Below are 22,016 nucleotides of genomic sequence, written 5' to 3'. Positions count from 1 at the left end.
GCTCAAAAAACGGACTTGCGATGTCAGATCCCCGCCAAACCACGGACTCCGAGACCAACCCGCTGCTGAAGGCCTGGGTGACGCCGTTTGCGACCCCACCTTTCGACGAGATCACGCCGGAGCACTTCCTGCCCGCCTTCGAGCAGGCCTTTGCCGATCACTCCGCCGAGATCGCGGCGATCACCAACGATCCGGCCACGGCCGACTTCGCCAACACCATCACGGCGCTGGAGCGCTCCGGCAAGCTGCTCAGCAAGGTCGCCTCCGTGTTCTACGACCTGGTCTCGGCGCATTCCAACCCGACCATCCTGGACATCGACAAGGAGGTCTCCTTGCGGATGGCGCGGCACTGGAATCCGATCATGATGAACGCCGTGCTGTTTGGCCGCATCGCCCAGCTGCACGAGAACCGCGCCAATCTCGGCCTCAACCCGGAGCAGCTCCGCCTGCTGGAGCGCACCTACACCCGCTTCCACCGCGCCGGCGCTGGCCTCTCCGACGAGGCCAAGACGCGCATGGCCGAGATCAACGAGAAGCTGGCCCAGCTCGCGACCGGCTTCAGCCATCATCTGCTCGGCGACGAGCAGGACTGGTTCATGGAGTTGGGGGAGGCCGACCGCCAGGGCCTGCCGGAGAGCTTTGTGGCCGCCGCCAGGGCTGCGGCAGAAGATCGCGGCATGGAGGGCAAGGCCATCGTGACGCTGTCACGCTCCTCGACCGAGCCGTTCCTGAAGAGCTCGGCCCGGCGCGACCTGCGCGAGAAGGTCTACAAGGCCTTCACCGCGCGCGGCGACAACGGCAATGGCAACGACAACAACACGACCATCGGCGAGATCCTGAAGCTGCGCGAGGAGAGTGCCAAACTGTTGGGCTACCCGACCTTCGCCGCCTACCGTCTCGAAGACTCCATGGCCAAGACGCCGGATGCGGTTCGCGGCCTGCTCGAGCGGGTCTGGAAGCCGGCCCGGGCGCGGGCGCTCGCCGACCGCGACGAGATGCAGGCGCTGATCACGGAGGAGGGCGGCAATTTCAAGCTCGCGCCCTGGGACTGGCGCTTCTACGCCGAAAAGCTCCGCCTGCAGCGCGCCAATTTCGACGACGCCGCGATCAAGCCCTATCTGACGCTCGACCACATGATCGCCGCCGCCTTCGACTGCGCCACCCGCCTGTTCGGCATCACTTTCGCCGAGCGCAAGGACGTGCCGGTCTGGCACCCGGATGTCCGGGTCTGGGAGGTGAAGGGCCCCGACGGCAAGCACAAGGCGCTGTTCTACGGCGACTACTACGCTCGGCCGTCAAAGCGCTCCGGCGCCTGGATGACCTCGCTGCGCGACCAGCAGAAACTCGACGGCGAGATCGCGCCGCTCGTCATCAATGTCTGCAATTTTGCCAAGGGCACGGGCGCCGAGCCCTCGCTGCTGTCGCCTGACGATGCCCGCACCCTGTTCCACGAGTTCGGCCACGGCCTGCACGGCATGCTCTCCAACGTGACCTACCCGTCGCTGTCGGGCACCTCGGTGTTCACCGATTTCGTCGAGCTGCCCTCGCAGCTCTACGAGCACTGGCAGGAGCGGCCCGAGGTGCTGCAGCAGTTCGCCCGCCACTACCAGACCGGCGAGCCGCTGCCGGACGATCTGCTCAAGCGCTTCCTTGCCGCGCGCAAGTTCAACCAGGGCTTTGCCACCGTCGAGTTCGTCTCCTCGGCGCTGGTGGATCTCGAATTCCACTCCCAGCCTGCCGCGGCCGTGCAGGATGTCCGCGCCTTCGAGAAGAAGGAGCTCGAGAAGATCGGCATGCCCGAGGAAATCTCGATGCGGCACCGGCCCACGCAATTCGGCCACATCTTCTCCGGCGATCACTATGCCGCGGGCTACTACAGCTACATGTGGTCGGAGGTGATGGATGCCGACGCCTTCGGCGCCTTCGAGGAGGCCGGCAACATCTTCGATCCCGCGGTCGCAAAACGCCTGCACGACGACATCTATTCGAGCGGCGGCTCGGTCGATCCGGAAGCGGCCTACGAGGCCTTCCGCGGCCGCCCGCCCGAGCCCGACGCGCTGCTCCGTCGTCGCGGCCTGCTCGACGACGCCAAGGCGGCCTGACCGGCATGCGCCGCCTGTTCGGATGGCTGCTCGCCGCTGCAATCACGTTCGCCGCGCCTGCGGCGAGCGCGCATCCGCATGTCTGGATCACGGCGACCAGCGAACTGCTCTATGCCGAGGACGGCTCGATTACCGGCGTCCGCCACGCCTGGACCTTCGACGACATGTTCTCGGCCTATGCAGTGCAGGGGCTCGAAGCCAAGAAAAAGGGCGCCTACACCCGCGAGGAGCTGGGACCGCTGGCGCAGACCAATGTCGAGTCGCTGAAGGAATATGCCTACTTCACCTTTGCGCGAGCCGACGGCAAGAAAGAGCGCTTTAACGAGCCGGTCGACTATTATCTCGACTACAAGGATACGGTGCTGACCCTGCACTTCACCTTGCCGCTGAAGACGCCGCTCAAGCCGAAGCAACTGATGCTGGAAGTGTTCGACCGCTCCTTCTTCATCGATTTCCAGATGGCCAAGGACAATCCGGTCAAGCTTGTCGGCGCGCCGGCCGGCTGCCAGATGAAGCTCGATCGTCCCAGCGACGGCACAGCGACCGCGCAGAAGCTCAACGAGCAGACCTTCATGGACGGCCCGAATGCCAATTTCGGCATGATGTTCGCCAACAAGATCACGGTGGATTGCCCTTGAAGCCGCATCTCTCGCCGCTCATGCGCGGGCTCCTCGCCTGTGCCGCTGTTCTCCTCGTCGTCGGTCTGGCCGATGCCACGACCCACGATGTCTTGGCGCAAAACCCGTTCGGCGCGCCGAAACAGGCGCCTGCCGCCGAGCCGGAGGCCAGCGGCCTGATCGGCTGGCTCTTGGCAAAGCAGTCGGAATTCTATCGTCAGATGTCGTCGACCATCCGCGCTGCCAAGACAGACGGCTCGGCCGTGTGGACGCTGATCTTCATCTCGTTTGCCTACGGCATCTTCCATGCCGCCGGTCCCGGCCACGGCAAGGCGGTGATCGCCTCCTATCTCGTCGCCAACCGCGAGACCGCGCGGCGCGGCATCGCGCTGTCCTTTGCCTCGGCGCTGATGCAGTCGTTGGTGGCGATCCTGATCGTCGGCATCTCGGCCTGGATCCTGAATGCGACGGCCAAGACCATGTGCAAGGCGGAGGGCGCGATCGAGATCGCAAGCTACGGCCTGATCGCCCTGTTCGGTCTGCGGCTGGTCTGGGTCAAGGGCCGCACCTTCATCCGCGCGCTCCAGGCGACGCAGCCGGTGCCGGCGATCGCCGGCGTGCCGCATGACCATCACGATCACGGCCATCACCATCATCATGATGCGCATGATCATCATCACCACGATCACGACCATGATCACCATGACCATGGTCACGCCCATGCGCATCACGCTCATGACCACGTCCACGACGAGCACTGCGGCCATTCCCATGGCCCCACGCCGAGCGAGCTCGCGGGCCCCGGCGGCTGGCGGCGCGGTTTTGCCGCGATCCTGACCGTCGGCATCCGCCCCTGCTCCGGTGCGATCCTGGTGCTGGTGTTCGCGCTCGCCCAGGGCCTGTTCTGGGCCGGCATCGCCGCGACCTTCCTGATGGGGCTCGGCACTGCGATTACGGTTGCGGCCATCGCCGTGATTGCTGTCTCCGCGAAGGACATCGCCGGCCGCCTGAGCGGAGCCCGCGACGGCGGCGGCGCGCTGTTCATGCGCGGCATCGAATTCGCCGCTGCCGCCCTCGTGCTGCTGTTTGGCGCAGGCCTGTTGCTTGGCTATGTCGCGGCCGAGCGGACGACGTGTTTCTAGGCAAAACTCTCGTGCCCCGGACGCAACGCAGCGCGTAGCGGTGCGCTGCTGAGCCGGGGCCCATCTCTCCGCTCGGCAAGCTATAGCCTTCTGGGTCCCGGCTCTGCGGAGCAGCGCAAGAGCGCTGCACCGCGTCCGGGACACGGAGGTTCACACCGGCAAAAGCCGCTTCAGCAGCGGCATGAAGAAAATCCCGAGATTGATCGCAAAGCCGATGCTCCAGAGGATCGAGCGGAGCGTCGGGCGGTTGCCGAGATAGGTCAACACATAGGCGATCCGCACGATCAGGAACAGCACCGCGAGCTCGTCGATCAGGCGCTGCGGCGAGTCCCGGAATTCGGCGAGCAGCACGGCAAAGGCAAAGAACGGAAACGTCTCGATCCCGTTCTGATGCGCGCCGAGCGCGCGCTGCGCGATCGCGTCCTGATAGAACGCGGGATCGCGCGGCCGGGAATTGTCGAAGCCGCGAAACCGGATCCATTTGATCGAGACGATCGTCAAGAGATAGAGCAGCAGCGCTCCAAATATGCACCATTCCGCGAGTGTCATCTTCCCTCCCCCGCTTGGGCGCGACCCTAGCGAAACCGGGCTCATCTTGACAAGTTCGGGGCAACGCGCGACCCAACGGATCATGACGACCGTCACCCCCATCCAGGCCACGAAACCGGCTGTGCCGTCAGCCCAGCCGCGCGTCGGCGTACTGCTGGTCAATCTCGGTACGCCCGACACCGCCGACGCCCCGGGCGTGCGGGTCTATCTCAAGGAATTCCTGTCGGATGCCCGCGTCATCGAGGACCAGGGCCTGATCTGGCAGCTGGTGCTGAACGGCATCATCCTGCGCAGCCGTCCCCGCACCAAGGCGCTCGACTACCGGAAGATCTGGAACAACGAGCGAAACGAGTCGCCGCTGAAGACCATCACGCGCTCGCAGAGCGACAAGCTCGCCGCCGCGCTGTCGGACCGCGTCCATGTCGTGGTGGATTGGGCGATGCGCTATGGCAATCCCTCGATCAAGGCGGGTATCGATGCACTCATCGCCAAGGGCTGCGACCGGATCCTCGCCGTGCCCCTCTATCCGCAATATTCCGCCTCGACCTCGGCGACCGTCTGCGACGAGGTGTTCCGCGTGCTCGCCCGCCTGCGCAATCAGCCGACGCTGCGGGTGACGCCGCCTTATTACGCGGACGACGCCTATATCGAGGCGCTCGCGGTCTCGATCGAGACGCATCTGGCGACGCTGCCGTTCAGGCCCGAGCTGATCGTCGCCTCCTTCCACGGCATGCCGAAATCCTATGTCGACAAGGGCGATCCCTATCAGAGCCACTGCATCGCCACGACCGAAGCGCTGCGCCGCCGGCTCGGCATGGACGACACCAAGCTGCTCCTGACCTTCCAGTCGCGCTTCGGCAATGACGAGTGGCTGCAGCCTTACACCGACAAGACGATGGAGCGTCTCGCCAGGGAAGGCGTGCGCCGCATCGCGGTGGTGACGCCGGGCTTCTCCGCCGACTGCCTGGAAACGCTGGAGGAGATCGCGCAGGAGAACGCCGAGATCTTCAAGCACAATGGCGGCGAGCAGTTTTCCGCGATCCCCTGCCTCAACGACAGCGATCCCGGCATGGACGTGATCCGGACGCTGGTGCTGCGCGAACTTCAGGGCTGGATCTGATGATGTCTCCCATGAACCGCCGCGACTGTCTGGCGCTTCTTGGGACACTTGCGGCATGGCCGGCTTCGGTGCTGGCGCAGCAGCCGAATGCACCGCGCCGGCTGGGCGTGCTCTCGGTCACGGCCGACGACGTGATCGGGCAGGCCCGCCTCGCCGAGGCGCTCGCCGCCCACGGCTGGAAGGAGCAAGACAATATCAAGGTCGACTGGCGCAGCGGGGCCGGCGATCGTGCCCCCATCGCTCCGCTTGCAGACGAGCTGATCGCGCTGAAGCCCGATGTCCTGCTCGCGATCGGCACGCCCTCGGTGGAAGAGCTGCGCCAGCGCACGACGACGATTCCCATCGTGTTCGCCGTCGTCACCGATCCCGTCAGCCAGGGCTTTGTGCAAAATCTCGCTCATCCCGGCGGCAACATCACCGGCTTCACCGACTATGACGGCCCGCTCGCCGGAAAATGGCTGGAGATGCTGACGCAGGTCACGCCAAAAGTGTCCCGCGTTTTCGTCGTCTACAATCCCGCCACCGCCCCGTTCGCGCCCCTGATGCTGCGCACGCTCGAGGATGCCGCGCGCACGCTTCATGTCACGGTCGAGCCCGCGCCGGTGCACGATGCCGCCTCGATCGCGGCGCTGGCCTCGCGCAGGGACGGCGCGCTCCTGGTGCTGCCCGACTTCTTCACCATGGCCAATCGTGCGCAGCTGCTGGCGGCAATCAATGAGGCACGCGCGCCGGCGGTTTTCTGGAGCCGCGTCTTCGTCGACGAGGGCGGGCTGATGTCCTACAGCACGGACAGCGCCGAGCAGTTGCGGCGCGCCGCCTCCTATATCGATCGCATCCTGAAAGGCGCGATGCCCGCGGACCTGCCGGTCCAGAATCCCACCAAGTTCGAGCTCGCCGTCAACCTGAAAACGGCCAAGGCGCTCGGCGTCATGCTTTCTCCAGGCCTGCTCGCAATCGCGAACGACGTCATCGAATAGCGACGCAATCGTTAACCTTTGCCGCTAGGTCTGCGTCTGGACGCTTTCAAGGGCCCTTCGTAAATACATAATCGTGAGCGTTCCCTCTCGTCGCGTCTTGTGCAGAATGGTGTGGATGCCGACCTGAAAAGCGACCGCTGAACCGGTAGGGTCCTGGTCCCGACCAATGGCAGCGCGGGAAGGGTCTGGTCCCGCCTTGGAGGAAATATGAGCGGTTTCGATATTTTCGCGATTGTTCTGGTGTTGCTCGTCATCGTCACGCTGATTGCCGGCGTGAAAACAGTGCCGCAGGGCTATGACTGGACCATCGAACGGTTCGGCAAATACACCCAGACGCTGAGCCCCGGGCTCAATCTGATCGTGCCTTATTTCGATCGCGTCGGGCGCAAGATCAACATGATGGAGCAGGTGATCGACATTCCCGAGCAGGAGGTCATCACCAAGGACAACGCCACCGTGACGGTGGACGGCGTCGCCTTCTTCCAGGTGTTCGATGCGGCGAAGGCGAGCTACGAGGTCGCCAATCTGACGCAGGCGATCACGGTTTTGACCATGACCAACATCCGCTCGGTGATGGGTTCGATGGATCTCGACCAGGTGCTGTCGCACCGCGACGAGATCAACGAGCGCCTGCTGCGCGTGGTCGATGCCGCGGTCTCGTCCTGGGGCGTCAAGGTCAACCGCATCGAGATCAAGGACATCGTGCCGCCGGCCGATCTCGTCGAAGCGATGGGCCGGCAGATGAAGGCCGAGCGCGTCAAGCGTGCCGATATTCTCGCCGCCGAAGGTCAGCGCCAGTCCGAGATCCTGCGCGCCGAAGGCGCCAAGCAGGGCCAGATCCTTCAGGCCGAAGGCCGTCGCGAAGCCGCCTTCCGCGACGCCGAGGCACGCGAGCGACTGGCCGAAGCCGAAGCCAAGGCGACGCTGGCGGTGTCGGACGCGATCGGCAAGGGCGACGTCGCTGCACTGAACTATTTCATCGCCGACAAGTATATCAAGGCGTTCGGCCAGTTCGCGGACGCGCCGAACCAGAAGATCATCATGCTGCCGATGGAAGCAACCTCCATGCTCGGCTCGCTCGCCGGCATCGGCGAGATCGCGAAGGCGACGTTCGGCGAAAGCGCAGCATCTGCCGCCGCCGCCGCGCGCCGTACCAGCTCGGTACCGCCGACCGGCGGCACGACACCGCCGGCGGTCCCGCCGCGGCAGGGGTAAGGAACGGCGCATGATCTAAGGTCATGCGCTAATATAAAGAGGTCGTGTCATGACCGACATGTTCGTATCGCTCGGCACCTGGAACTGGCTGATCTTCGGCTTCATCCTGATGGCGCTGGAGGTGATTGCGCCGGGCGTGTTCCTGTTCTGGCTCGGGCTGGCCGCGTTGCTGGTCGGCCTGATCTCGTTCGCTATGCTCATATCCTGGCAGATCCAGCTCGTGATGTTCGCGGTGTTCGCTGCCGCCGCCGTTCCGGTGTGGCGCCGGCTCGCCCGGCCGAAGCCGGATGCCAGCGCCAGCCCCTTCCTCAACAGGCGCACCGAGGCGCTGCTCGGCCGCGAGTTCACGCTGGAGAAGCCGATCATCGACGGCAACGGCACCGTCCGCATCGGCGACACGGTCTGGCGCGTGGCCGGCCCGGACACGCCGGCGGGAACGCGGGTGAAGGTGGTCCAGGTGGACGGCGTCAATCTGACGGTGGCCGCGGCGTAGTTCGATTCTTACCCTCCCCCTGCAGGGGAGGGTCAGCAAGGGCTCTACTTCTTCCACCTCTCCGCAAACCTGTGCAGCGGCATGAAGGTCTCGCACAGCTCTCGCCCCAGCGGCGTCAGCCCATAGCCGCCGCCGTCGCCGAGCTCCACAAAGCCGGCCTCGCGCAGCTCCGTCAGCCGCGCCTGCAGCACTGTCGGCGAAGCCTCGTCGCAGGCCGTGCGCAGTGCGCGGGAGGTGAGGGGGGCGTCGCGCAATTCCCAGAGGATGCGAAGGGTCCAGCGCTGTCCGAGGAGGTCGAGCAGCGCCATGATCGGCCGTCCGCTGCGCGAGCCGCGCACGCTGCGTGTTTTGGAGCTGGCCTGCTTTGCCATTGAAGCTCTCCTGGAAGCCCTCTTGCGCATTGCTACAGAAAGTGTAGCGTATTGCTACGATAAATGTAGCAAGGGAAGGCGCCCGATGTCCCAGCCGACGCCGCGTATCGCTCCGCTCGATCAGCCTTATCCCCCGGATATCCAGGCGCAGTTCGACCGCATCATGCGCGGCGCGCCGCCGCTGGTGCTGTTCCGGGTGATGGCCGGCCACACCCGCGCCTGGGACAAGTTTCGCGCCGGCGGGCTTCTTGATCCGGGTCCACTCTCCCTGCGCCAGCGCGAGATCGTCATCGACCGCACCTGCGCGTTGAACAATTGCGAATATGAATGGGGCGTGCATGTCGCGATCTTCGCGGGCCCGGCGGGCCTTACCGAGGAAGACGTGCGGGCGACTGTCGAGGGCGATGCGAGTTCATCCTGCTGGTCGACGGCCGAGCAGGCCCTGATCGCGGCAGTGGACGCACTGCACACCAGAGCGACCTTCACCGACGCTGAGTTTTCCGCGCTGGCGGCGCATTACGACGCGGCGCAGATTCTGGAGGTCATGCTGCTGTGCGGCTTCTATCGCACGGTATCGTATCTCGCGAACGGCTTACGGCTGCCGCTGGAGGAGAAGGCGGCGCGGTTTCCGACGTAGACTCCCTCGCCCCGCTTGCGGGGAGAGGGTTGGGGTGAGGGGGAGTCTCCGCGGGGGAGGTGATAGTTGGACTCGTGGAGAGTCCCCCTCACCCGGAATACCCGCGTGCCGCGCGTATTCCGGCCTCTCCCCGCAGGCGGGGAGAGGCGAAGAAACTACGCCACGCCCGCCCGCAGCAGATCGTGCAGATGCACGATGCCAACCACCTTGTCCGCCTCGGTCACGACCAGCGTCGTGATCTTACGGGTGTTCAGCACCTCGATCATCTCGCTGGCGAGCATCGTGGGCGGTACAGTCTTCGGCTGCCGCGTCATGATGTCGTCGACCGACACCGTCAGCAGGTCCGGCCGCATGTGGCGGCGCAAATCGCCGTCGGTGATGATGCCCACGGCCTCGTTCGCGGCATTGACGATGCAGACGCAGCCAAGCCCCTTGGCCGACATCTCCATCACCGCGTCCGACATCTTGGTGCCTTCAGGCTTGACCGGGATCTCCGCGCCGGTGCGCATATAATCGCGAACGAATTTCAGCATCGCGCCCAGCTTGCCGCCGGGGTGGAAGTGCGCGAACTCCAGCGCGGTGAAGCCGCGGCCTTCGAGCAGCGCAATCGCGATGGCATCGCCGATCGCGACCTGCATCATGGTCGAAGTGGTCGGTGCCAGATTGTGCGGGCAGGCCTCGCGCGCCTTCGGCAGCTCGAGCACGATGTCGGCGGCCTGTCCCAGCGAGGACGCCGCATTCGACGTCACCGCGATCATGGGGATGGCAAAGCGGGCGGAATAGTTCACCAGCGTCTTCATCTCCGGCTGCTCGCCGGACCAGGACAGCGCCATGATGACGTCGTCGGTGGTGATCATGCCGAGGTCGCCATGGGCGGCTTCAGCGGTGTGAACGAAGAAGGCCGGCGTGCCGGTCGAGGCGAGGGTCGCGGCGATCTTGCGCGCCATGTGGCCGGACTTGCCGAGCCCGGTGACGATGACGCGGCCCTCGGCGTTGCGGATCAGGTCGACCGCCTTGGCGAAGGCTTCGCCGAGCGGGCCGCGCAGGGCGGCCGCGAGCGCATTGATGCCGCCGCTCTCGGTCTCCAGTGTGCGGAGAGCGGATTCGACGCTGGCGGGGGCGGATGATGGGGTCATCAGCGGTTTCGAACTCGGCATGTTCTGGTCCAGGGAGGAGGGGCGTCGGCCCGTTGGCGCCTGCTTAGCACGCCCCGGCCCGTGAGGCGACGCGGGCTCCACAACCCTCAACCGGTCATTAACCATAATTGTTTTAACTCCATTAACGATGGTTCCCGCGAGCCGGTGGGAGGTCATCGTGAAAGTATTTGATTTCGTTGGAGTTATTCCATCGTGGGGTCGCCTCCAGGTAGGGGCCGGAGCAGGTGCGCGCACGTCTTTCGCGCCGCTTTGCCGTGCCTGCTGCTGACCGCGCTGGAAAGCGCGCCGGCGGCCGCCCAGAGCGTCACGCCCGACCTGTTCAATCCCACCCGCGGTGGCTTTGCCGCGCCTGACACGCTGCCGACGCGGCGTACGGCCGGTGTGCCGCAGGCGCCGTCGGATGCGATCCCGGCACCGCCGGATCCCAACGACGATCCGCGCAAGAAAAGCGATGCACCCGCGACCTCGCGCGTCGGCCAGGTCCCGACCTATGGCCTGCCCGCAGCGAACGGCGCGAGCAGCTCCGGCTACGACTCGCTCAATCGCAAGCGCCAGCAGCCAAAGCTCTATCCGGGCCAGCCGAAGCCGAAGAAGCCCGTAGGTCCGGGCTCGCCGGTGCCGTCCGCAACACCGACGCTGTCGCCTCTCGGTGCGCCGCGCATTGCGCCGCCGCCGTCGGAGACCGCGAACAAGGCGCCGTTGCCGCCGGCGATGGCAGGCACCGTGCCCGGCCAGCCGCAGCGCCGTCGCCTCAAGATCGATGACGACGCGTTCGGCGCGGTCGGTGATTACGCCGGCAGTTTTCTGATCAAGGGCGGGCTCGAACTCTCTACCGGGTACGACACCAATCCAGCGCGCCTGCAGAAGCCGGTTGGTTCGCCGGTCTATGTCGTCGCGCCGGATCTGCTCGTCATGTCCGACTGGGAGCGCCACGCGCTGGTCGCTGACTTGCGCGGCTCGTTCTCCGGCTACACCAACAACATGCCGGCGACGATCGACGGCCTTGCCTCGCCGTCGCCGGTCGAGATCAACCGTCCCGATTTCACCGGCCATGTCGACGGCCGCTTCGACGTCGATCGCGATCTCAAGCTGACCTCGCAATTCCGTCTGCGGCTCGCCACCGACAATCCCGGCAGCCCGAACGTGCAGGCCGGCCTGCAGAAATATCCGGTCTACGCCACCTATGGCGGCACCTTCGGCTTCGACCAGACCTTCAATCGCTTCCAGGTCGCGGCCGGCGCCACCATCGATCGCACGGCCTATACGGATTCAAAACTCACCGACGGTTCGACCTTCAGCAACGACGATCGTGACTTCAACCAGTATGGCGGCGTCGGGCGCTTCTCCTACGAGCTGAAGCCGGGCCTCAAGCCCTTCGTCGAGATCGAGGGCGACAACCGGGTCCACGACCAGGCCGCCGATCGCAATGGCTATTTCCGCGATTCAACCGGCGGCTACGCCAAGGTCGGCTCGTCCTTCGAGTTCTCGCGCATCCTCACCGGCGAAATCTCGGTCGGCTACTCCGCGCGCAACTATGTCGACCCGCGGCTGAGCCAGCTCTCGGGCTTCCTGACCTCGGGCTCGCTGATCTGGAACGCGAGCGGGCTGACGACGGTGAAATTCAACACCGACACCCAGATCGCGGAAACCACGATCCCCGGCTCCTCGGGCGTGCTGGTGCACACCTATGCCGCCGAAGTCGACCACGACTTCCGCCGTTGGCTCACCGCGATCGGCAAGTTCACCTACGGCACCTACGACTACCAGGGCCAGAATCGCAACGACAAGACCTACTCGATCGAAGGCAATCTGATCTACAAGCTCAACCGCAATGTCTGGATCAAGGGCACGCTGCGCCACGACATCCTGGATTCGAACCAGCCGGGCTCGAGCTCGCAGGGGACGGTGGTGATGCTGGGGGTGAGGTTGCAGAATTAAGGGGCGGCGAGGGCGTTGCCACTCACTCCGCTGTCGTGCCCCGGCTTGACCGGGGCATCCAGTACGCCGCGGCCCATCCGCATACGTTTGACGTCTCTGGAATACTGGATCGCCCGGTCAAGCCGGGCGATGACACCGTTTGCCAATTTGGCGGCCGAGCAAAAAAACTCAGCGCGGCAGATCCGTCTTCCCCATCAGGAACGTATCGATCGAGCGGGCGCACAGCCGGCCTTCGCGGATAGCCCAGACCACCAGCGACTGGCCGCGGCGCATGTCGCCGGCGGAGAAGACGTTCGGGCGCGAGGTCTGGTAGTCCAGAGTGTTGGCCTTGACGTTGCCGCGCGGGTCGAGGTCGACCGCGAGCTGCTTCAGCAGGCCCTCGTGCACGGGATGGACGAAGCCCATCGCGAGCAGGACCAGCTCGGCGTCGAGCTCGAACTCGGTGCCTTCGATCGGCTTGAACTTGTCGTCGACGCGCACGCAGTGCAGCTTCTTGACCTTGCCGTTCTCGGCGGTGAACTTTTGCGTCAGCACCGCGTATTCGCGGATCGCGCCTTCGGCCTGGCTCGACGACGTCCGCATCTTGAGAGGCCAGTTCGGCCAGGTCAGGCCCTTGTTCTCGCGCTCGGGCGGGGCGGGCATGATCTCGAGCTGGGTCACCGAGAGCGCGCCCTGGCGCAGCGAGGTGCCGATGCAGTCGCTTCCGGTGTCGCCGCCGCCGATGACGACGACATGCTTGCCGCCGGCCAAAATCTCGGTGACGCCGTTGAGCGGCTCGCTGGAGACGCGGCGGTTCTGCTGCGGCAGGAAGTCCATCGCGTAGTGGATGCCGTCGAACTCGCGGCCGGGGATCGGCAGGTCGCGCGGGGCTTCCGCGCCGCCGGTCAGTGCGATCGCGTCGTACTGGTTGAGCATCTCGCGCGGATCGACATTGCCGTCGACGCCGACATGGCTGTTGTAGTGGAAGGTGACGCCTTCGCCTTCCATCTGCTTGACGCGGCGGTCGATGACGCCCTTCTCCATCTTGAAGTCGGGAATGCCATAACGCAGCAGGCCGCCGGCCTTGGCGAACTTCTCGAACAGGTGCACGTCGTGGCCGGCGCGCGCGAGCTGTTGCGCGCAGGCCATGCCGGCCGGACCCGAGCCGATCACGGCGACCTTCTTGCCGGTCTTGACGGCTGCCACTTCAGGCTTCAGCCAGCCATTGTCCCAGGCGCGGTCGACGATTGCGCATTCGATGGTCTTGATGGTGACCGGGTTGTCGTCGATGTTGAGCGTGCAGGACGCTTCGCACGGCGCCGGGCAGATGCGGCCGGTGAACTCCGGGAAATTGTTGGTCGAGTGCAGGTTGCGCGAGGCTTCTTCCCAATTGCCCTGATAGACGAGGTCGTTGAAGTCAGGGATCTGGTTGTTGACCGGACAGCCGGGCGTGCCCGGCGCGACCGAGCCGGTGCCATGGCAATAGGGAATGCCGCAGTTCATGCAGCGCGCGGCCTGGTCGCGCGTTTCCTTTTCGGTCAAGGGAACGACGAACTCGTTGTAATGCTTCACGCGCTCGGCGACCGGGGTGTACTTGCGGTCATGCCGTTCGATTTCAAGAAAACCCGTGATCTTGCCCATTAAACCCGAAGTCCCTGCCGCTTGGTCGTTTGGTCTCTAGCTAGACCCTCATCCTGAGGAGCGCGGAACGCGCGTCTCGAAGGATGAAGGCCCGGCTGGTGGTCTCATGGTTCGAGACGGCGCTTTCGCACCTCCTCACCGTGAGGCTCTTGTATTTACGCCCCGATCGCGATTTTCGGCTCGGCGTCCGCGTTGGCGGCCATCTCGCGCAGCGCGCGCCGGTACTCGACCGGCATCACCTTGCGGAATTTGGGCAGCCAGTCCTTCCAATTGGCAAGGATGTCGGCGGCGCGCTTGGAGCCGGTCGCCTTGGCGTGGCGCGAGATCAGGACGTGCAGCCGCTCGACGTCGGAATCGAGCAGGTTCTTGAACACGTCGACCCGGCCGTGCGCCTCGAGGTCACCGGAGTGGTGATAGGTGCCGGCGTTGATCAGCTCTTCCGACAGCACCGGCTCGAGCTCGACCATCGCCATGTTGCACAGCTTGTCGAAGTCGCCGGTCTCGTCGAGCACATAGGCGATGCCGCCCGACATGCCGGCTGCGAAGTTGCGTCCGGTCTTGCCGAGCACGACGACGATGCCGCCGGTCATGTATTCGCAGCAATGATCGCCCGCGCCTTCGACGACGGCGACCGCGCCCGAGTTGCGCACGGCGAAACGTTCGCCGGCGACGCCGCGGAAGTAGCACTCGCCCTGGATCGCGCCGTACATCACGGTGTTGCCGACGATGATGCTCTCTTCGGGCACGATGCCGCTGTTGGCCGGCGGCTTGACGATGATCTTGCCGCCCGAGAGGCCCTTGCCGACATAGTCGTTGCCTTCACCTTCGAGCTCGAAGGTGACGCCGTTGGCGAGCCACGCGCCGAAGGCCTGGCCGGCCGTGCCCTTGAGGCTGACGTGGATGGTGTCCTGCGGCAGGCCGGCATGGCCGTAGATCTTGGCGACCGCGCCGGACAGCATCGCACCCGCGGAGCGGTTGGTGCTGTTGATCGTGGCCTCGATCTTCACCGGTGCGCCGCGATCGAGCGAGGGCTGTGCCTTCTCGATCAGCGAGCGGTCGAGCACCGCCTCCAGATGATGGTTCTGGCGCTCGGAGTGATAGATCTTCTGGCCCTTCTCTTCCTTCTGCTTGACGAACAGCTTCGAGAAGTCGAGGCCCTTGGCCTTCCAGTGCGCCACCAGCCTGGTCTGGTCGAGCAGCTGAACCTGGCCGATCATCTCGTTGAAGGTGCGGAAGCCGAGCGAGGCCATGATCTCGCGGACTTCTTCCGCGACGAAGAAGAAGTAGTTGATCACGTGCTCGGGCTGGCCGGTGAAGCGCTTGCGCAGGACGGGGTCTTGCGTGGCGACGCCGACCGGGCAGGTGTTGAGATGGCACTTGCGCATCATGATGCAGCCCGCCGCGATCAGCGGCGCGGTGGCAAAGCCGAACTCGTCGGCACCGAGCAGCGCGCCGATCACGACGTCACGGCCGGTGCGGAAGCCGCCGTCGACCTGGACCACGATGCGGCTGCGCAGCCGCTCGCGCACCAGCGTCTGGTGGGTCTCGGCAAGGCCGATTTCCCACGGCGAGCCGGCATGCTTGATCGAGGTTAGCGGCGAAGCGCCGGTGCCGCCCTCGAAGCCCGCGATGGTGACATGGTCGGCGCGCGCCTTGGCGACGCCCGCGGCCACCGTGCCGACGCCGATCTCGGAGACGAGCTTGACCGAAACGTCGCCCGTCGGGTTGACGTTCTTGAGGTCGTAGATCAGCTGCGCCAGATCCTCGATCGAGTAGATGTCGTGGTGCGGCGGCGGCGAGATCAGGCCGACGCCCGGGGTCGAGTGACGCACCTTGGCGATGGTCGCGTCGACCTTGTGGCCGGGCAGTTGGCCGCCTTCGCCGGGCTTGGCGCCCTGCGCCATCTTGATCTGCATCATGTCGGAGTTGACGAGATACTCCGTGGTGACGCCGAAGCGGCCCGAGGCGACCTGCTTGATCGCCGAACGCATGCTGTCGCCGTTCGGCATCGGCTTGAAGCGGTCGGCTTCCTCGCCGCCTTCACCGGTGTTCGACTTGCCGCCGATCCGGTTCATGGCGATCGCCAATGTCGTGTGCGCCTCGCGCGAGATCGAGCCGAAGCTCATCGCGCCGGTGGCGAAACGCTTGACGATGTCCTTGGCCGGCTCGACCTGGTCGAGCGGGATGGGCTTGCGCTTCTCTTCGTCGGCGTTCTTGATCCGGAACAGGCCGCGCAGCGTCAAGAGACGCTCCGACTGCTCGTTGAGGATCTTTGCGAAGGCGCGATAGCGCTCCAGCGAATTGCCGCGGGCGGCATGCTGAAGCAGCCCGACCGATTCCGCGGTCCAGGCATGATCCTCGCCGCGGCTGCGATAGGCGTATTCACCGCCGACATCGAGCGCGGTCTTGTAGACCAGCGCCTCGCCGAACGCGTCGGCATGACGTCGCACCGCTTCTTCGGCGATCTCGGCAAGGCCCACGCCCTCGACGCGGGTGTGCGTGCCGGCGAAGAACTTTGCGACGAAGTCCGCCTTGAGGCCGACCGCGTCGAAGATCTGCGCGCCGCAATAGGACTGGTAGGTCGAGATGCCCATCTTGGACATCACCTTGAGCAGGCCCTTGCCGATCGACTTGATGTAGCGCTTGACGATCTCGTAGTCGTCGAGCGAGCCGGGCAGGCGGTCCTTCATCGCGACGATGGTTTCGAACGCCAGATAAGGATTGATCGCTTCGGCGCCGTAACCGGCCAAGCAGGCGAAGTGATGCACTTCGCGCGGCTCGCCGGATTCGACGACGAGACCGACCGAGGTGCGCAGGCCGGTGCGGATCAGATGGTGATGCACCGAGGCGCAGGCCAGCAGCGACGGGATCGGCACGCGGTCCGTGCCGACCATGCGGTCGGACAGGATGATGATGTTGACGCCCTCGCGCACCGCACTCTCGGCACGCGCGCAGAGCTCGTCGAGCACCTGGTCCATGCCGGCCGCGCCGAGACCGGCGTGGAAGGTCGTGTCCAGCGTGCGCGACTTGAAGTGCGACTCGGCCACCTCCGAGATCGAGCGGATCTTTTCGAGATCGGCATCGGTCAGGATCGGCTGACGCGCTTCCAGACGCTTGGTGGTGGCGAGGCCCTGCAGGTCGAACAGGTTCGGCCGCGGTCCGATGATGGAGACGAGGCTCATCACCAGCTCTTCGCGGATCGGATCGATCGGCGGGTTGGTGACCTGCGCGAAGTTCTGCTTGAAGTAGGTGAACAGCGGCTTGGCCTTGTCCGACAGCGCCGAGATCGGCGTGTCGTTGCCCATCGAGCCCGCGGCTTCCTCGCCGATAGCCGCCATCGGCGTCATCAGGATCGCGATGTCTTCCTGGCTGTAGCCGAATGCCTGCTGGCGATCCAAAAGCGACAGGTTCGAGCGCACCCCGGTGGTCGGCACCTTCGGCAGCTCTTCCAGCACGATCTGGGTCCGCTCCAGCCACTCCTTGTAGGGATGGCTCCGGGCGAGCTCGGCCTTGATCTCGTCGTCGGGGATCAGGCGGCCCTGCTCGAGGTCGACCAGCAGCATCTTGCCGGGCTGCAGGCGCCACTTGGTGATGATCTGGTCCTCGGGGATGGTCAGCACGCCCATTTCGGACGCCATCACGATGCGGTCGTCCTTGGTCACGAGATAGCGCGCCGGCCGCAGGCCGTTGCGGTCGAGCGTGGCGCCGATCTGGCGGCCGTCGGTGAACGCGATCGCGGCCGGGCCGTCCCACGGCTCCATCAGGGCGGCGTGATATTCGTAGAAGGCGCGGCGCTTCTCATCCATCAGGGGATTGCCGGCCCACGCCTCCGGAATCATCATCATGACGGCGTGCGGCAGCGAGTATCCGCCCTGCACCAGGAACTCGAGCGCGTTGTCGAAGCAGGCGGTGTCCGACTGGCCTTCATAGGAAATGGGCCAGAGCCGGTTGATGTCCTTGCCGTACAGCTCGGAACTCACCGAGGCCTGGCGCGCCGCCATCCAGTTGGTGTTGCCGCGCAGCGTGTTGATCTCGCCGTTGTGCGCGATCATGCGGTAGGGATGCGCCAGCGACCACGCCGGGAAGGTGTTGGTCGAGAAGCGCTGGTGAACGAGCGCGAGCGCGCTCTCGAAATCCTTCTCGTGCAGATCGGGATAATACTTGCCGAGCTGGTCGGCGAGGAACATGCCCTTGTAGATCACCGTGCGGCAGGACATCGAGCACGGGTAATAGCCCGCAAGCCCGCGGTCGCGGCGCTGGTAGATCGCCTGCGAGATCGACTTGCGCAGGATGTAGAGCCGGCGCTCGAACTCGTCCTCGGTCTTGGCCACCCCGTTGCGGCCGATGAACACCTGCATGCAGGCGGGCTCGGTCGGCTTCACGGTGACGCCGAGCGAGGAATTGTCGGTCGGCACGTCGCGCCAGCCGAGCAGGGTCAGGCCCTCTTCCTTGATCTGGTCGGCGATGATGCTCTTGATGACGTTGCGCCAGGCGGTGTCGCGCGGCATGAACAGCGCGCCGATGGCGTATTCGCCGGGCGCGGGCAGCGCGAAGCCGAGCTCCTTGGCCTTGCGGCTGAAGAAGGCGTGCGGGATCTGCACCAGGATGCCGGCGCCGTCACCGGCGCGCGGGTCGGCGCCGACGGCGCCGCGATGCTCGAGATTGCAGAGGATGTTGAGCGCGTCCGAGACGATCTCGTGGGACTTCTTGCCCTTGATGTTGGCGATGAAGCCGACGCCGCAGGAGTCTTTCTCCAGGCTCGGATCGTAGAGGCCTTCGGCGGGCGGGCGCGAATTGTGTTCCTGAATCGGATCGGTCGTTTTCGAGGCGACCGTCGCCGACAGCTCTTCTGCCACGATGTTTGCGCGCTCGAATTGCGACCCGTTCATTGTTCCAATCCTCTCCATGCGGCAAGCTGCCTCACCGCTATCTTCGGCGCACCTTGGGCGTTCCGCGGCACCCGCCTCTGGGTCACCGCTCGTCCGTTGCGAGCCGCATTTTCTTAAATTCAGGCCTAGGCGTTCTTCGTCCCCGAGAACGGCTTTGCCTGGTACCTTGCCGGCGCTCGAAAGTGCCGGTTTTCGCTGCAATCCCTGTGCCGGAATCGCGAGCAAAATTGAGACAGTCTTCCTGTCCTAACCATCACCTTGCCAAATTTTTGTCTATCACACAAGCGCGTGGAAGTCCCGATTCCCGATATGTCAATCAATCGCTTTCCGAAAGTTGCGCGGCCCCGGTTTTGAAGCAAACGCGCCCTGTTCCGGCCCAAGCGCCGCCGAAATCCCGGATGAAGCTTCACCTCAGCCCTTCGAAAGGCGCGCCACGCCGCAAGAAGCGAAAGAGCGCGACCCTCCGAACGGCCTGACAGGAGCGTGTCGACCATGAAGTTTTTCACAGGATGTGTGGCCGCGGCCACGCTGGCGCTGGCTGCAACCGCTGTTCAGGCCCAGGTTCCGGCGAGCGGTATGTCCGGCGGGACCATGATCGCGGTGTCGGATTTCGAGGGACCCTACGGGCCGCCGGTCGTCGTGCCCCCGCCACCGCCGCGTTACGGCCAAGGCTACGGTTACGGCTATGGCTATGAGGAGCGCGGCCCGGCACCGGCGCTGCTGCCGGCCACCGAGGTCTATGCGGTGCTGCGCGAGAACGGCTTCTCGCCGCTCGGCATCCCGCGCCTGCGCGGCGCCGTCTACACCATCGCGGTGATCGACCGTCGCGGCGACGACGGCCGGCTCGTGATCGATGCCCGCGACGGAAGAATTTTGCGCTTCATGCCGGCCGCTGATGCCTATGGCATGGCGCCGGCCTATGAGGAGCCTTCGGTTGCACCTTACCGGCCGCAAAGCGCGCTGCCGCCGCCGACCATGGTCCGTGGCGGCCCGCCGCGCCCGCCGGCGTCGATCCCGCATGTCGCCAGCCGCACCGTCCCGTTGCCGAAGGCGGCTCCGCCGCGCGCCGAGACCCCGGTGGCTGCCGCGAAGCCCGTCGAGCAGGCGGCGCAGCCTGCCCAGGCGCCGCAAGCGCAGCCTACGCAGCAGACGGCCGCCGCGCAGCCCAAGCCCGCCGAGGCCGCGCCGCAGGCAACCGTCGGTCAGGCCAAGCAGCCAGCAACGATCCAGCCGACGCAGGAGATGCCCGCGGCACAGGGGCTGGATTGATCTGCTGCGGTTAGTGAGACGCGAGCTGGCGCAACACCCTCAGTGTCGTCCTGGCGAAAGCCAGGACCCATACCGCGAGGTCTATCGATTTCGGCTGGTGTGAGTCCCGAACTGCGAGTCTTCGCCAAACTTTTGCCTGGGGTAATGGGTCCTGGCTTTCGCCAGGACGACACCGGAACAAAACAAGAGGCGCCTGAGCATTCAGGCGCCTCCTGCGTTTCAGCGATCGCCGCTCAGCTGCGCGGATACCCCGCGGCCTCCAGGATCAGATTCGCCACCTCCTTCGGATGCGACACCAGCGAGAGGTGGCCGGCGTCGAGCTCGATCGTGGTCGCATTCATGCGCTTGGCGAGGAAGCGCTCGAAATCGGGGTTGATGGTGCCGTCGTTCTTCGACACCGCGTACCAGCTCGGCTTCGAATGCCAGGCGGCTTCAGTGGTGCGGCCGGCGAAGATCGAGGCGGCCGTCGGCCATTGCACCGCGTAGAGCTCCTTCGCGCGCTCCGGCGCGACGCCGTTGGCGAAATATTTCAGGAACGCGTCTTCGGAGAGCTTGGTGTAGCCGTCGCGCTCGACGATGCCGGCGCGCGCGGGTCCCGTGGGAAACTGCTTCGACAGTGCGACGAAATCCTCGTTGGCATCGGGAGCGCGCGCGGCGATGTAGACGAGGCCGGTCACCTTCGGATCCGTACCGACCTGGCTGATCACGGTGCCGCCCCAGGAATGCGCGACCAGCACGGTCGGACCGTCCTGTTCGGCCAGCACGCGCTTGGTCGCCTCGACCGACTCGGCGAGCGATCCCAGCGGATTCTGCACGGCGGTGACATTGAGGCCTGCGGCTTGAAGGATCGGAATCACCTCCGACCAGCTCGAGCCATCGGCCCAGGCGCCATGCACCAGCACGACGTTCTTCGCCTTCACCGTCTGCGGGGTCTGCGCATGGGCAAGGCTGATGGGGGCCGCCAGCAGGCTCGCGGCGACGAAAAGGCTGCGCCAGAAAGTCACGATCGTTCTCCGTCTTGTTTTGGGTTCGATGTCCAAAGGACGGAGCGTGAGGGGGCGGCGTTACGCGCTCACCGTTCTGTGATGCGGTGCAAAAAGGCTAATCAAACAACCGGTGTCGTCCCGGCGCAGGCCGGGACGATGATGGGGAGAGAGACGACATCAACAACGAAAAACGCCCCGGGGCACCGGGGCGTTCTCGTAACCTGGAAGTTGCTGCGTGCTTAGGCGGCGACCGAGCTCTCGATCACCTGCGCCTTGGCTGCGCCGCTGTTGATCGCGATCTGGCGCGGCTTCTTGGCTTCGGGAATCTCGCGCACGAGCTCGACATGGAGCAGGCCGTTCTCGAGCGAGGCGTCCTTCACCTGCACGAAATCGGCAAGCTGGAAGGCGCGCTCGAAGGCTCGCGCAGCGATACCGCGGTAGAGCACTTCGGACTTCGAGTTCTCGTTGGCGACTTTCTCGCCCTTGATCGTCAGCGTGTTTTCCTTCGCGACGATGGAGAGCTCATCCTTGGCGAAGCCGGACACCGCAACGGTGATGCGGTAGGCGTTCTCGCCGGTGCGCTCGATGTTGTAGGGGGGATAACCGGGGCTGCCGTCCGAGCTCGTCTGGTCGAGCAGGTTAAAGAGACGGTCGAAGCCGACGGTGGAACGATAGAACGGGGTGAGATCGTAGGTACGCATGGTCTAGTCCTCCATTGAGCGACTGTTTTCGGTAACCCGCCCGCCAATCGGGCCGGGCTTTAGTCTGTGTGCAGCCTGATGTTCCGGTTCCGAAACACTGGTAGCGGCCTGCACCAAGGTGATATGGGTGAGTCCAGACAGCGTTCAAGAGGGCGGCACTGGCGCCTTTTCGGCGCTCCCGCCCCTTGATTTGCAGCACTTGAGTTACAGCACTTGGCGCCCACGCACTCCCG

17 protein-coding genes are annotated in these 22,016 nt (G+C 65.2%); 10 read left to right on the top strand and 7 right to left on the bottom strand.

Annotated elements, in window-relative coordinates:
* Positions 1 to 20 precede the first annotated feature (20 nt).
* From NLM31_RS39665 to NLM31_RS39655, 3 genes are read left to right on the top strand one after another with little or no spacing between them, the layout of a single operon-like run.
* Positions 21 to 2,102 carry a M3 family metallopeptidase gene (locus NLM31_RS39665; protein ID WP_254195761.1) on the top strand — a complete coding sequence of 694 codons (2,082 nt, stop codon included), beginning with the start codon at positions 21 to 23 and terminating at the stop codon, positions 2,100 to 2,102.
* A gap of 5 nt (positions 2,103 to 2,107) precedes the next feature.
* A complete protein-coding gene (locus NLM31_RS39660; protein WP_254195760.1) occupies positions 2,108 to 2,740 on the top strand; it encodes a DUF1007 family protein in 633 nt (210 codons plus the stop codon).
* Entirely contained in the window at positions 2,737 to 3,861 is a 1,125-nt protein-coding gene (locus NLM31_RS39655) for a nickel/cobalt transporter (RefSeq protein ID WP_254195759.1), read from the top strand. The genes NLM31_RS39660 and NLM31_RS39655 overlap by 4 nt, the downstream gene beginning before the upstream one ends.
* A gap of 150 nt (positions 3,862 to 4,011) precedes the next feature.
* Here NLM31_RS39655 and NLM31_RS39650 read toward each other — a convergent pair whose 3' ends face one another.
* Positions 4,012 to 4,410: an MAPEG family protein gene (locus NLM31_RS39650; RefSeq protein ID WP_254195758.1), complete on the bottom strand. Its 399-nt coding sequence runs from the start codon at positions 4,408 to 4,410 to the stop codon at positions 4,012 to 4,014.
* An 82-nt stretch (positions 4,411 to 4,492) separates the two neighbouring features.
* Here NLM31_RS39650 and hemH point away from each other — a divergent pair, with 82 nt between their 5' ends.
* From hemH to NLM31_RS39630, 4 genes are all read left to right on the top strand, one after another.
* Entirely contained in the window at positions 4,493 to 5,530 is a 1,038-nt protein-coding gene (gene hemH / locus NLM31_RS39645) for a ferrochelatase (RefSeq protein WP_254195757.1), read from the top strand.
* A gap of 11 nt (positions 5,531 to 5,541) precedes the next feature.
* Positions 5,542 to 6,507: an ABC transporter substrate-binding protein gene (locus NLM31_RS39640; protein ID WP_254195756.1), complete on the top strand. Its 966-nt coding sequence runs from the start codon at positions 5,542 to 5,544 to the stop codon at positions 6,505 to 6,507.
* Between the two features lie 207 nt (positions 6,508 to 6,714).
* Positions 6,715 to 7,722: an SPFH domain-containing protein gene (locus NLM31_RS39635; RefSeq protein WP_254195755.1), complete on the top strand. Its 1,008-nt coding sequence runs from the start codon at positions 6,715 to 6,717 to the stop codon at positions 7,720 to 7,722.
* Positions 7,723 to 7,771: 49 nt separating this feature from the next.
* Positions 7,772 to 8,215, top strand: coding sequence for an NfeD family protein (locus NLM31_RS39630; RefSeq protein ID WP_254134584.1), 444 nt, complete (start codon positions 7,772 to 7,774; stop codon positions 8,213 to 8,215).
* A gap of 44 nt (positions 8,216 to 8,259) precedes the next feature.
* On the opposite strand, the gene NLM31_RS39625 is transcribed toward NLM31_RS39630, so the two are convergent.
* Entirely contained in the window at positions 8,260 to 8,586 is a 327-nt protein-coding gene (locus tag NLM31_RS39625; RefSeq protein WP_254134583.1) for a helix-turn-helix domain-containing protein, read from the bottom strand.
* Positions 8,587 to 8,671: 85 nt separating this feature from the next.
* Here NLM31_RS39625 and NLM31_RS39620 point away from each other — a divergent pair, with 85 nt between their 5' ends.
* A complete protein-coding gene (locus NLM31_RS39620) occupies positions 8,672 to 9,223 on the top strand; it encodes a carboxymuconolactone decarboxylase family protein (protein WP_254195754.1) in 552 nt (183 codons plus the stop codon).
* A gap of 155 nt (positions 9,224 to 9,378) precedes the next feature.
* Here NLM31_RS39620 and NLM31_RS39615 read toward each other — a convergent pair whose 3' ends face one another.
* Positions 9,379 to 10,380 (bottom strand): SIS domain-containing protein, encoded by a 1,002-nt coding sequence (locus NLM31_RS39615; RefSeq protein WP_254195753.1) that lies wholly within the window; start codon positions 10,378 to 10,380, stop codon positions 9,379 to 9,381.
* A 192-nt stretch (positions 10,381 to 10,572) separates the two neighbouring features.
* Here NLM31_RS39615 and NLM31_RS39610 point away from each other — a divergent pair, with 192 nt between their 5' ends.
* Entirely contained in the window at positions 10,573 to 12,318 is a 1,746-nt protein-coding gene (locus tag NLM31_RS39610; RefSeq protein ID WP_254195752.1) for an outer membrane beta-barrel protein, read from the top strand.
* A gap of 168 nt (positions 12,319 to 12,486) precedes the next feature.
* Here the strand turns inward: NLM31_RS39610 and NLM31_RS39605 are convergent, their stop codons facing one another.
* Together NLM31_RS39605 and gltB are read right to left on the bottom strand one after the other, a co-directional pair.
* Positions 12,487 to 13,938 (bottom strand): glutamate synthase subunit beta, encoded by a 1,452-nt coding sequence (locus NLM31_RS39605; protein WP_254195751.1) that lies wholly within the window; start codon positions 13,936 to 13,938, stop codon positions 12,487 to 12,489.
* Between the two features lie 155 nt (positions 13,939 to 14,093).
* Positions 14,094 to 18,827, bottom strand: coding sequence for a glutamate synthase large subunit (gene gltB, locus NLM31_RS39600; protein WP_254134578.1), 4,734 nt, complete (start codon positions 18,825 to 18,827; stop codon positions 14,094 to 14,096).
* 492 nt (positions 18,828 to 19,319) lie between these two features.
* Here gltB and NLM31_RS39595 point away from each other — a divergent pair, with 492 nt between their 5' ends.
* Positions 19,320 to 20,096 (top strand): hypothetical protein, encoded by a 777-nt coding sequence (locus NLM31_RS39595; protein WP_254195750.1) that lies wholly within the window; start codon positions 19,320 to 19,322, stop codon positions 20,094 to 20,096.
* A 233-nt stretch (positions 20,097 to 20,329) separates the two neighbouring features.
* Here the strand turns inward: NLM31_RS39595 and NLM31_RS39590 are convergent, their stop codons facing one another.
* Complete coding sequence (locus tag NLM31_RS39590; RefSeq protein WP_254195749.1) at positions 20,330 to 21,100, bottom strand: alpha/beta fold hydrolase; 771 nt, start codon at positions 21,098 to 21,100, stop codon at positions 20,330 to 20,332.
* Between the two features lie 221 nt (positions 21,101 to 21,321).
* Positions 21,322 to 21,783: an Hsp20 family protein gene (locus NLM31_RS39585; protein WP_254134575.1), complete on the bottom strand. Its 462-nt coding sequence runs from the start codon at positions 21,781 to 21,783 to the stop codon at positions 21,322 to 21,324.
* Positions 21,784 to 22,016: the final 233 nt, after the last annotated feature.

The organism is Bradyrhizobium sp. CCGUVB4N (assembly GCF_024199945.1).
Classification (GTDB): Bacteria; Pseudomonadota; Alphaproteobacteria; order Rhizobiales; family Xanthobacteraceae; genus Bradyrhizobium.
The sequence above is the reverse complement of the archived record's forward strand: the minus strand, read 5'-3'. Positions and strand labels throughout refer to the sequence as shown.